Consider the following 11371-nt stretch of genomic DNA (forward strand, 5'->3'; position numbering starts at 1 on the left):
TCGCCCACGCAGCCCGCTGAACACGCGGGTTTCGTCACAGACGGTCGGGCCCGGTCAACTCGCGACGTTGACGTGCGTGCGGATCGACTGCGGATCGGCCACCAGGTCGAGCAGGCAGGTGGCCAGGTCGTCCCGGCTGATCCGGATGCCGAATGTCACGTTGCGCTCGACGGCCAGTCGATACGAACCCTTCCCCGGCGCGTCGGTGAGCTGAGGCGCACGGACGATGGTCCAGTCGAGCGCGGTGTCACGCGTCGACTGCTCGGCCGCAGCCATGTCGGCCAGGCTGTTCCGTAGCAGTCGTCGCAGGATGAGTGGCTTCACCACGAATCGGGTGAACCAGTCGTCGCCCGGCCCGGCGATTCGCGCACTGTTGCTGATCAGGATCAGCCGCCGGACACCCACCGATTCCATCGCCTTGGTGATCGAGAGCGCGGCTTCGGTGGCCACCGACGTGGGCCCCGCGTCACGCGACCCGATCGTGTCGACCACGGCGTCGGCGCCCCGGATGGCGTCGGCGATGTCGTTGGGGTTCATGACGTCGGCCGTGACGACCCGCAGCCCGGGACCACCCGGGATCGAGTGCGGACCGCGGACCACCGCGGTCACCTGATGTCCGGCCGCGAGCGCCTGCTGCACGAGACGTCCACCCGTGCGGCCTGTGGCCCCGAAAATCGTGAGTCGCATGTCGAGCCCTTCGGTTAGTGAGCGCTTACTCACCTAGGATGAGTGAACACTTACCAACCTGTCAAGGGAGGCCGAATGGGAACGCGCGACCAGATCCTCGACGCCGCCGCCGAGATCATGCGCAACCGCGGCGTGGCCCAGGCGACGACCAAGGAGATCGCCAAGGCGGCCGGCTACTCCGAAGCCGCGCTCTACAAACACTTCAGCGACAAGGAAGACCTGATCCTTAACGTCCTCCGGCATCGCATGCCTGGACAGGATTCCGCCCGTCCCGAGCCGGGCACGGACACCGTGGAAGACAATCTTGCCGCTTTCGCCCGCATAGCACTGACCTTCTACCAACAGTCGTTGCCACTACTCGGCGGACTGCTCGCACAGCCGAAACGGATGGCGGCACATCGTGACTCGATGCGCCGCCACGGCGCCGGACCCGGTCATGCCATCGCCGGGATCGCCCGTTATCTGCGTGCCGAGCAGGAGCTCGGGCGGGTCGACACCGACACCGACACCGACACCGTCGCCGCGATGCTCGACGGCACCTGCTTCCATCAGGCATTCCTGCGGTTCTACGAGGCCGGCCCGGACGCCACGGCGGCCCCGGACGAACTCGCCCGGAGCCTGGCGCGAACACTCAGCCGCGGACTCGGGTCGTCGATCCGCGACGGACACGGTCCCGCAACCGAGACGCCCTAGCCGGGTACACCTAGCTGTAGAGATCGGTGGGCTGCTTGGTCACCTCCTCGATGTCGGCCGCGGTCACCTCGATCAGCTGATGCGCCAGGTCCGCCAGCGCGCGTGCGGTCGCCAGCTCGTCGCCGATCCTGGGGACATCGGTGTCCTCCGGATTCAGTCGGGCCAGCCCGACCCCTGCCAGTTCAGCCTTGTCGCCTGCGCGCAACCGCGCCTTGGCCCTCGTCTTCCCGTCGTGCTCGTCGATGACGATGTTCACCGACCAGTTCTTTTCGTTCGTCATGGTCGCCTCCTCGAGTCACACCTCAACGATCGCAGGCGCACGGCGGCCCGTCGAGGGCCCTCACCGCAGTGCACCCGCCACCTCGCAGGTCGTGCGCGATCCGGCCATGCGCCAGGTGGGCGACCTGCTCCGCGGACCGGCGCCCCCGAGACCATTGCACTCGAAGCGGCAGAGGGTGGTGGCCGCCGGGATCTGCTGTGATGACCGCCCGCAGGCACCGTGCCCGCGAACCGGCTCGACCGGCTACCGGCTGGTCCTCTCCGGGGTCAGCGCCGCGGAGTGGGTTGCGGCGTCACGAAACTCGGCTCCGTTCCGCCGGGCGGGTGCCCCGACGCCGCGGCCGACGATCCCGATCTTCGACCGCGCGCTCGTCGCGTGTTCGCCGCACCTTCGCGATCGCGCCGACCAGCACGCACACAAACCCGATGACGTACATGTTGACCAGAATCTTGGTGACCGGCCATGACGGCGGAAAGAGAAAGACCCCGATGACGACGTTGCGGTCATCCCAGAAATACGGCCAGGCCCCCGCTGACACGACCAACGCCGCGGCAACGATCCACCACCACCGCCGCGACAGCGCCAGATGCACGAGGTAGACGAGCAGCGGCACGAACCACACCCAATGGTGACTCCATGAATACGGCGACACCGCGGACGCCGTCAGCCCGGAGAGCACCACGGCGAGGAGCCGATCCCCGTTGCCGTACAGGCGGACCACGACCAGCAGGCTCACGGCCGCGACGCCGCCCGCGACCAGAATCCACAACCACGTCGGAGTCGCCTGACCGGACAGGTGCGCGATGACACCCCGAATCGACTGATTCGAGGGGTGCGTGTCGTCGGCGATCCGCGTGGACTGGAAGAACGTCGAGGTCCAGTACTGTCGCGAGTCAGTCGGCAGGACCATCCACGCGAGCACGATGGACGCGACGATGACGGCCGATGCGACTGCCGCCGAGCGCCATTGACGCAGCGCGACGAAGAGTGCGACGAAGTAGACGGGGGTGAGTTTGATGCCGGCGGCCAACCCGACACCGATCCCGCGCAGCCGGCTTCGATCCGAACGGGAGAAGTCCCACAGGATCAGGAGCATCAGCACGAGGTTGATCTGGCCGTAGAACAGCGTGGTCCGCACCGGTTCGAGAAAGGTGGACGTCAGCGTCAGCAGCGCGCTGACACCCACGAGCCGAGCGCTGATCCGATATCCGAGCATCTGCCAGGACAGCAGGATGCAGGCCAGGAGCACAGCGAGGTTGATCCCCATCCAGATGTTGTTGACGTACCCCCAAGGAATCTGCTCGATGGGAATGAAGGCGATAGTGGAGAACGGCGTATAGGTGTACTGAAGGCCGAACAGAACGGGCTCGGTGTACAGGGGCAGTCCGCGCAGGATCCGGAATGCGCCGTCCCGATATACATGCAGATCCGCACCACCGGAAAGGATGCCTGCACCGTTCAGCCGTGGATCGACAGTCGTCATCACCAGGACGACTGCCGCGACCGCCGACACCGCGAGTATGACGATTGCCGACGTGCTGCGTGGAAACTCCCGCGAGTTGATCTGGTCCCCCCCAAGAACTGATCCTTGCAAATGCTAAGCACATGGATACTACGGCCGAGCCCGCTTGGATGCCCGGCCGCATCCGCATATGGTCGCGCCCACCCACGCCTGCTGACAGGATGGAGGGGTGACGAACGCCGGCCCGGGACGACCCCGCCCGACCAAACGGCGTCGACCCGGCCCGACCGCGCAGGCCGAGATCCTCGATGCCGCCGCTGAACAGGAACGCGGCACCGCCGCAGAACAGGAACGCGGCACCGCCACGGAACAGGAACGCGGCACCGCCGCGGAGGGCTGAGGTCGTGGCCGGCGCCTGTCCGTTCTGTGCGGTCGTCAGCCGCGCCGACCCGGCGCACGTGGTCCACGACGATGCCGACACGGTCGCTTTCCTTGATCGGCGGCCGGTCTTCAAAGGCCACACCCTGCTGGTGCCGCGCCGCCACGTCGTGACCCTTGCGGACCTCCCAGCGGAGCTGATCGCCCCGCTGTTCGCTGTCGCACAACGGCTTTCCGCCGCAATGGTGGACGGCCTCGGCGCGCAGGGATCGTTCGTGGCGGTGAACAATGTTGTCTCGCAGTCCGTCGCGCACCTGCACGTGCACATCGTGCCGCACACCAGGGGCGACGGCCTGCGCGGCTTCTTCTGGCCGCGCACCAGGTACACCGACGAGGCCGAGGCCGCCGACCATGCCGCCCGGATCACCGCAGCAGTGCGCGGGTGACTCGGGATCACACACCTTTTCTACCAGCAGAAACCCTAGACACTCGAACGTCAGTTCGAGTAGAATCAAGGCATGGACCTCGACGCCATGCTCACCGACCCCGACACGGTCGACGCATGGCGACTCGACGAAACCGACCTCCTCGCGGCCGTCCCCCAACTCTCCACCGCAATCCTCAAACTCGAAGCACTACGACTGCGCCTCGTCCACGAAGCCGACCAGCGAGCCCTACCCGAACACGTCGGCGCAGCAGACACCCCCGCCTGGCTCGCCGGAACCACCCGGATGCTCCCCGCACAGGCACGCAGGATCGTCCACATCGGACGCGAACTGCCCCAACACCCACAGATGACAGCCCTGCTGAACTCCGGCAACATCGCCCTCGGCCACGCCCAGGTCATCACCAAGTTCCTCACCCGACTCGCCACCCTCACCAAAGACCTCCACCCCGACGACACCCCCACCGACTGGGACCACCCCGACCCGATGAGCGCACGCCCCGACGACTGCGAGGCCTACCTCCTGATCGCCGCGCAACTCGAAGACCCCCACCAGCTACGCCAACGAGCCCGCGCCCTGGAAATACTCTTCGAACGAGACGGCGACACCCCACCCGACGGAGAAAACCCCGAGCTCAACGAGCTCTACGCCTCCACCACCCTCGGCGGACGCCTCCACCTCAAAGGCACCTTCGACGCCGAAACCGGCGAAGCGATCACCACCGCCCTCTCCGGACTGTCCAAGCCCCGCCCCACCACCGACGACAACGGCAACCCCACCCGCGACCCCCGCCACGCACCCAAGCGGCGCGCCGACGCCCTCGAAGACATCGTCCGCGGACACCTCAACGCCGGACGCGGCCCCACCGAAAACGGCGAACGCCCCCACATCACCATCACCATCGACTTCGACGCCCTCGTAGCGGCAGTATCCGCGTCAACACAGGCCCCCGCGACCGGACCCCGGGGCAAAAACGGCTGGGACTACCACTCCACCACCACATCCGGGCCCGGCCACACCGGACCCGACGGACACGGCACCGCATCCGGGCCCGGCCACACCAGACCCGCCAAACACGGCACCGCCTGCGAGGACTGGAACCACCACAAGGACTGCACCGACCGCAAGGACTGGAATGGTCGCAAGGACTGCACCCACTGCAGGCCCCCACAACCGCAACACCGCCGAGCACACGCCTCCATGCCCTGGCTCGGACCGATCTCCCCCACAGTCGCCGCCCGCCTGTCCTGCGACGCCATGGTCACCGCAATCATCACCGACAGCAACGGGACCCCACTCGACGTCGGCACCACCACCCGCATCATCCCAACGAAAATCCGCAAAGCACTCGTCACACGAGACTGCGGATGCGCCTTCCCCGGCTGCGGCCGACCCGCCGAATGGACCGACGCACACCACATTTGGCACTGGGCGAAAGGCGGACCCACCGCCCTGTCGAACCTCGTGCTCCTGTGCCGCAAGCACCACACCCTCATCCACAAAAACCACTGGGACGTGACAATCGGCGACGACGGCCACCCATGGTTCACCCCACCCGCATGGCTGGACCCGCTGCGAAGACCCCGGCCGGCCCACAACCGGCGCGATCTCCACCCCGTGGCCTGACCCGCAGGCGCGGCCACATCACCCCACTCAACCCACAAGACCCGAACACACACCAGACCGGTTGCGGCCGAAACACACTCGGCCGTAGCCGGTCTGCACTGCCTCTGACGCCCCGGCGCACGCCCCGCCGCCCGGTGAAACTTCCCCTAGTCACCGCGATCCCCCTAAACGTTCCCCCAATTCGAGTGGAAACACTTTCGATTCGCGCGGCACTGCGGTACCAATGACGTGTGGCGCCGCCATGACCCCCGACCCTGGCGGCGCCATACCAAACCTGAAGTCCGAGCAGACGTCGACTCCTGTCCCTCGAGTCCTCGGTCATCTGACAGATGTGCAGTTAGCTGAACCCGGGACCGTTCAGTTCTCGCCACCTCGTCACGGCACGCCGTACGCAACTGCCTGGGAACTACACCTAGGCGACGCGTTCACGGGCGGTGGCGCCTCCGCGATCCCGCAGGCAATCATCGTCAGCATCGCGGGGTACTTCCTCTACCTCACCCGGCGTGTCTCGGGCAGCAACGCGCTCAACTCGGTCATGCACGGACTCTTCGACTTCTCGCTGCTCACCGGGGCCGTCATCCTGCTTGACCAGCAGGCGTACGTCGGTACTTTCGCGCCGCTGTTGGCCTACCCGATCATCGCGATCATTCTGCTCGTCAAGCGGCGGAGCATCGAACCGGCCGACCGCGCGGGCGACAGCACGGTCGCGACCCTCACCTAGGCTGCGCTTCACACGTCAGGGATCGAGCCGGCCGAATCCGACCACAGCGGAGTCGCCCGCAAAATCTAGGGTGTGCACGCGGATGCGGCCGAACTCGTTGCCGCCGACGGTCGTTGCGGTGTCCCCGTCGACCGCGACCACGAAATTGGTGTGCTGGCCGACCCAGCTACGGTTGTTGTAGAGCACCACGTCACCCACCGTCGGCCGATAGCCGCCTGCGGCCGGCTCGAACCGACCCTGAGATTCGTAGTACTCCTGCAACGTGTACACGCCGGGAATCCGCCAGTGGCCCGAGTTCGGGTTGGACAGCGGCCGGTCCGCCTCCCGCATGATCCAGCTCACGAAGTCCGCACACCAGGGCTCTTTGACGCCCTCGGAGTAGAAGGTCCCCGGGCGCTGGGCCCGGTACTCGGCCTCGAGGAGCGTGACGACCCGCGACTGTGGGGGCGAGAGTGCTGCCATGTCGACAGCGGGGAAGTCGACAGTGTCCCAGGGCAGATACCGGCTCGGCACAGCCCAGAGCACCCCACCAACGATCGCGGCGACAGCCGCGAGGGCGGCAACCGCCCAGATCGTGCGGCGTCGACGGCCGGTAGACGGAGTCGCGATCATCGAATCAGTCTGCCAGCTCGGCAACTTCGTGGTCGGTGAGCACGGTCTGCGGGACCCGGCTCGCCCCGCGCGCGGTCTGCACTGCCCGGTACAGGGGCCGTTCCTCCAGGCCGGCGCCGCGGGCCTCGGCACGGAGCTGACCGATCAGGACGGAGGCGACGGCCACCGCGGGCGCCAGGTCGCCCGCGTTGAGCGCGTCGGCCAACGATCGAAGTCCGAGCAGATCGAGTTCGCGTCCACCGTCGTCGGTGTACAACGCGAGCGGGATCGAGACCAGCGACCTGCCGTCACCGATCCGGACCCCGACCTGACTGACCCGAGCGGTGCGCACCACCACCTCGGCACTCACCGCCCGGCCCGCGTCAACCGACCTGGTACGGAGACCGTGACGGGCATGAATCGTGGTGCCCGTCAACCAGATCCGACGACGCAGGGTGAGCAGCGCCGACAGAGCGGTCGGCACCGCGATGATCGCGCCGACCAGCACGGCCACCCCGGTCGAGGCGAAGAACCCGACGACGACGGCGACGACCACACCGAGCACCACGGCGACCAGTGCCACCTTGCGCAGCCGCGGCGCGATCAGCGACGACGGAATGAGGTCGAGCGGCACCGACCCGGCGGGGTCACCCGGCGGCAAGGATCGCCCCGACCTCGGCGACCACGTCGTCCAGTTGCACCTGCCGCTGATCGCCGGTCGAGAGATCCTTGACGCCGATCACACCGTCCGCGATGTCCCGCTCGCCGAGGACGAGCGCGAGCTTGGCGCCGGAGCGGTCCGCGGCCTTCATCGCGCCCTTGACGCCTCGTCCCCCGTAGGCCATGTCGATCCGGATTCCCGCCGCACGCAACCGCGACGCGATCACGACCATCTGCCCCGTCGCCTCGTCGCCCAGCGGCACGCCGAACACCTCGCAGCGCGCCGGGCTGCCCGCGGTCTTGCCCTCGGCGGCCAGGGCCAGCACCGTGCGGTCCACACCGAGCCCGAAACCGATGCCCGACAACGGCTGCCCGCCGAGCTGCTCCATCAGCCCGTCGTACCGGCCGCCGCCGCCGATGCCCGACTGCGCGCCGAGACCGTCGTGCACGAACTCGAAGGTGGTCTTCGTGTAGTAGTCCAGCCCGCGCACCATCCGCGGATTGACGACGTACGGGACCCCGAGCGCGTCCAGGTGCGCGAGCACCTGGTCGAAGTGCGCCTTGGCCTCCTCGGACAGGTGGTCGAGCATCAGCGGCGCGTTCGCGGTCATCTCCTTGACGTGCGGCCGCTTGTCGTCGAGCACCCGCAGCGGGTTGATCTCCGCGCGCCTCTTGGTGTCCTCGTCCAGGTCGAGGGCGAACAGGAACTCCTGCAACAGCTCCCGATACTGCGGGCGGCAGCTGTCGTCGCCGAGCGAGGTGATCTCCAGCCGGAAACCCTCGAGGCCGAGGCTCCGGAAGCCTGCGTCGGCGATCGCGATGACCTCGGCGTCCAGCGCCGGGTCGTCGACGCCGATCGCCTCGACGCCCACCTGCTGCAGCTGGCGGTACCGGCCTGCCTGTGGTCGCTCGTAGCGGAAGAACGGTCCCGAATAGCTGAGCTTGACCGGCAGCTGCCCGCGGTCGAGGCCGTGCTCGATCACCGCGCGCATCACACCCGCAGTGCCCTCCGGTCGCAGGGTCACCGACCGGTCACCTCGGTCGGCGAAGGTGTACATCTCCTTGCTCACCACATCGGTCGACTCGCCGACGCCCCGGGCGAACAGCCCGGTGTCCTCGAAGATCGGCAGTTCGATGTGGCCGTAGCCGGCGAGCCGGGCCGCGCGGGTCAGTCCGTCGCGGACCGCGACGAACTCCGCGGAGGCCGGCGGCACGTAGTCGGGAACGCCCTTGGGGGCCGAGAATGCGCTGTTGCTGGGCTTGCTCACGGTTACCAGTTTCTCCTAGTCGAAAACACGAGCGCCTACCTGGATCCGGCCAGTCCCACCAGGAACGGGTTGGACGCCCGCTCCTGCCCGATCGAGGTCGACCCGCCGTGCCCGGGCAGCACCGCGGTGTCGTCGGCGAGCACCAGCAGCTTCGCGGCGATCGACCGGAGCAACTGCTCGTGATCGCCGCCCGGCAGGTCGGTGCGACCGATGGAGCCGGTGAACAGCGTGTCGCCGGTCAGCGCGATCTGAACCGGGCCGTCATCGGTGCTCGCCATCGTCCGCAGTACCACCGACCCCTGGGTGTGCCCGGGGGTGTGATCGACCGTCAGCGACATTCCGGCCAGATCGAGGACGTCACCGTCGGCCAGTTCGATCACCTCGGACGGCTCATGGAACTCGACGTCGCCGATCATCGCGGCCAGCGCGGGACCGGTGCCGCGCAGCGGATCGCTGAGCATGTAGCGGTCCTCGGGATGGATGTAGGCGGGGATGCCGAACTTCTCGCAGACCGGCTCCACCGACCAGGTGTGGTCGAGGTGGCCGTGGGTGAGCAGCACGGCCGTCGGGGTCAGCGACGACTGCGCGAGGAACTCGATGAGCGGCTCGGCCGCGTTCTGACCGGGATCGACGACAACGCACTCGCTCGCGCCGTCCTGCGCGAGGATGTAGCAGTTCGTCTGAAAGGCTCCGGCCGGGAATCCGGTGACGAGCACGGCGTTCGCTCCTAATGACGTGGGTGCGGTCCGGCGGTGAAGGACCGGATACAGCCTATGCGGCCTCTTCTCAGGATCAGATGGCAGACTCACTCACCGACCAAAACGGCCGCGACGATAGCCCGAGGCTTCGCCCGAGGAGAAAGAGGTATGCAGCAGTGCCGACCAATGAGCAGCGACGCCAAGCCGCCAAGCGCAAGCTGGAGCGGCAGCTCGAGCACCGCGCCGAGCGGGCCCGCAAGCGCAAGCAGATGACGATCGGGGCGTCCGCCCTCGGAGTCGTACTCGTGGTCGCCGCAGGCGCCTTCATCTACTCGCTGACCAGCAACGAGGACGACGCCACCGAGGCCTCGACCGACACCTCGACGGAAGCATCCGATGCGCAGACCCCCGGCGTGATGCCCGTGAGCCGGACCGAGGCCCTGCCCGCGACGGTCGACTGCACCTACATGCCGGACGGCACACCCGCCGCCAAGCCCGCGAACCTCCCGGCCGCCACCGGCGTGCAGGCCGAGGGCACCGTCACGGTGAACCTCGACAGCGACCAGGGTCCGATCGGACTCACGCTCGACCGCGCGCAGTCGCCGTGCACCGTCAACAGCATGGTCAGCCTCGTGCAGCAGGGCTACCTCAACGACACCCCGTGCCACCGGCTGAGCACCACCGGGCTGAAGATCCTGCAGTGCGGCGACCCGACCGGCTTGGGTACCGGCGGCCCGGGCTACGGCTTCGTCAACGAGTTCCCGACCGATCAGTACAACCCGGACGACCCGAACCTCGGAGAGCCCGTCACCTACCCGCGCGGCACCATCGCGATGGCGAACACCGGCCAGCCGGGCAGCAACGGCAGCCAGTTCTTCCTGGTCTACGACGATTCGCCGCTGCCCCCCATGTACACGGTGTTCGGCACCATCTCGGACGAGGGCCTCGCCACGATCGAGAAGGTGGCGGCCGCGGGCGACGACGGCTCCATGTCAGCGGGCGGCGGCAAGCCGAACCTCCCGGTGAAGATCACCACCGCGAGCGTGGCGGCATGAGGGCCCCGGTGAACGTCCGGCGCCTCGCTCTCGTCGCGGCCGGGATCGGGCTGGCGCTGGTCTCGACCGCCTGCTCGGGCGACGACACGTCCCAGGCCCCGCCGACCACCCGCACCCTGGCGAGCCAGCCCAGCGCCGCGCCCGACCTGTCCGGATACCCGGCGCTGCCCGCCCCGGCCGCGCAGGCATCGGCGACCGTGTCCTGCGAGTACCCGCAGGCCAACCGGGCTGCCAAGGAGGTCACGCCGCCGAGCACAGACGCCGTCTCCACCGCAGGCACCGTTGACGTCGCAATGACCACCTCACAGGGCCCGATCGGGCTCACCCTCGACCGCGCCGAGGCGCCGTGCACCGTCAACAGCTTCGTCAGCCTGGCTCAGCAGGGCTACTTCGACGGCACCCCCTGTCATCGGCTGGTGACCAGCCCTGGCCTGCAGGTGCTGCAGTGCGGCGATCCCTCGGGCGCCGGATCGGGCGGCCCCGGCTACCGCTTCGCCAACGAGTACCCGACCACGGCCTTCGCCGAGGACGACCCGGCCGCGCAGCAGGGCATGGTCTACCCCCGCGGCACCATCGCGATGGCCAACTCGGGCCCCGGCGGCACCAACGGCAGTCAGTTCTTCCTCGTCTACGCGGACTCCGTGCTGCCGCCGCAGTACACCGTGTTCGGCACCATCTCGGACGAGGGCCTGGCGACCATCGAGAAGATCGCGGCAGACGGCGACGACGGATCCATGTCCGCGGGCGGCGGCAAGCCGAACACCCCCGTGGAGATCGAGACTGTCAAGTAGGCAGCCGCGCTGCCC

General features: G+C 68.1%; 13 protein-coding genes and 1 pseudogene. 7 read left to right on the top strand and 7 right to left on the bottom strand.

Annotated features, from left to right (window positions below):
* Positions 1-54: 54 nt before the first annotated feature.
* Entirely contained in the window at positions 55-687 is a 633-nt protein-coding gene (locus ACFXMV_RS07050; protein WP_378501094.1) for an NAD(P)-dependent oxidoreductase, read from the bottom strand.
* Positions 688-762: 75 nt separating this feature from the next.
* Here ACFXMV_RS07050 and ACFXMV_RS07055 point away from each other — a divergent pair, with 75 nt between their 5' ends.
* Positions 763-1380 carry a TetR/AcrR family transcriptional regulator gene (locus ACFXMV_RS07055; RefSeq protein WP_378502798.1) on the top strand — a complete coding sequence of 206 codons (618 nt, stop codon included), beginning with the start codon at positions 763-765 and terminating at the stop codon, positions 1378-1380.
* A gap of 10 nt (positions 1381-1390) precedes the next feature.
* On the opposite strand, the gene ACFXMV_RS07060 is transcribed toward ACFXMV_RS07055, so the two are convergent.
* Both ACFXMV_RS07060 and ACFXMV_RS07065 read right to left on the bottom strand, forming a co-directional pair.
* Positions 1391-1660, bottom strand: coding sequence for a DUF1876 domain-containing protein (locus ACFXMV_RS07060; RefSeq protein WP_378502049.1), 270 nt, complete (start codon positions 1658-1660; stop codon positions 1391-1393).
* A gap of 292 nt (positions 1661-1952) precedes the next feature.
* Positions 1953-3143: a glycosyltransferase 87 family protein gene (locus ACFXMV_RS07065; protein WP_378502799.1), complete on the bottom strand. Its 1191-nt coding sequence runs from the start codon at positions 3141-3143 to the stop codon at positions 1953-1955.
* Positions 3144-3351: 208 nt separating this feature from the next.
* Here ACFXMV_RS07065 and ACFXMV_RS07070 point away from each other — a divergent pair.
* The 4 genes and pseudogenes from ACFXMV_RS07070 to ACFXMV_RS07085 all read left to right on the top strand — a co-directional run.
* A pseudogene (locus tag ACFXMV_RS07070) lies at positions 3352-3477 on the top strand (TetR/AcrR family transcriptional regulator); the annotation flags it as partial.
* A 49-nt stretch (positions 3478-3526) separates the two neighbouring features.
* Complete coding sequence (locus ACFXMV_RS07075; protein WP_378502800.1) at positions 3527-3946, top strand: HIT family protein; 420 nt, start codon at positions 3527-3529, stop codon at positions 3944-3946.
* A gap of 72 nt (positions 3947-4018) precedes the next feature.
* Positions 4019-5572 carry a DUF222 domain-containing protein gene (locus ACFXMV_RS07080; protein WP_378502801.1) on the top strand — a complete coding sequence of 518 codons (1554 nt, stop codon included), beginning with the start codon at positions 4019-4021 and terminating at the stop codon, positions 5570-5572.
* Positions 5573-5903: 331 nt separating this feature from the next.
* Positions 5904-6293, top strand: a complete 390-nt coding sequence (locus ACFXMV_RS07085; RefSeq protein WP_378500367.1) for a hypothetical protein — start codon at positions 5904-5906, stop codon at positions 6291-6293.
* A 15-nt stretch (positions 6294-6308) separates the two neighbouring features.
* Here the strand turns inward: ACFXMV_RS07085 and ACFXMV_RS07090 are convergent, their stop codons facing one another.
* Genes ACFXMV_RS07090 through ACFXMV_RS07105 form a run of 4 tightly spaced genes read right to left on the bottom strand, consistent with a single transcriptional unit; the run spans position 6309 to position 9528 of the window.
* Complete coding sequence (locus ACFXMV_RS07090; RefSeq protein ID WP_378500368.1) at positions 6309-6905, bottom strand: CHAP domain-containing protein; 597 nt, start codon at positions 6903-6905, stop codon at positions 6309-6311.
* A 4-nt stretch (positions 6906-6909) separates the two neighbouring features.
* A complete protein-coding gene (locus ACFXMV_RS07095; protein WP_378500369.1) occupies positions 6910-7545 on the bottom strand; it encodes a hypothetical protein in 636 nt (211 codons plus the stop codon).
* Positions 7532-8812, bottom strand: coding sequence for a histidine--tRNA ligase (hisS, locus tag ACFXMV_RS07100; RefSeq protein WP_378500370.1), 1281 nt, complete (start codon positions 8810-8812; stop codon positions 7532-7534). Before hisS ends, ACFXMV_RS07095 begins: the two co-directional genes overlap by 14 nt.
* A 35-nt stretch (positions 8813-8847) precedes the next feature.
* Positions 8848-9528 (bottom strand): MBL fold metallo-hydrolase, encoded by a 681-nt coding sequence (locus ACFXMV_RS07105; RefSeq protein ID WP_378500371.1) that lies wholly within the window; start codon positions 9526-9528, stop codon positions 8848-8850.
* Positions 9529-9686: 158 nt separating this feature from the next.
* Between ACFXMV_RS07105 and ACFXMV_RS07110 the strand changes: the two genes are divergently transcribed.
* Together ACFXMV_RS07110 and ACFXMV_RS07115 are read left to right on the top strand one after the other, a co-directional pair.
* Entirely contained in the window at positions 9687-10565 is an 879-nt protein-coding gene (locus tag ACFXMV_RS07110) for a peptidylprolyl isomerase (RefSeq protein ID WP_378500372.1), read from the top strand.
* Positions 10562-11356, top strand: a complete 795-nt coding sequence (locus ACFXMV_RS07115) for a peptidylprolyl isomerase (RefSeq protein WP_378500373.1) — start codon at positions 10562-10564, stop codon at positions 11354-11356. Before ACFXMV_RS07110 ends, ACFXMV_RS07115 begins: the two co-directional genes overlap by 4 nt.
* The last annotated feature ends 15 nt before the right edge of the window (positions 11357-11371 follow it).

The sequence above is a fragment of the Rhodococcus sp. NPDC059179 genome (genome assembly GCF_042754885.1).
Taxonomy (GTDB): Bacteria; Actinomycetota; Actinomycetes; order Mycobacteriales; family Mycobacteriaceae; genus Rhodococcus_G.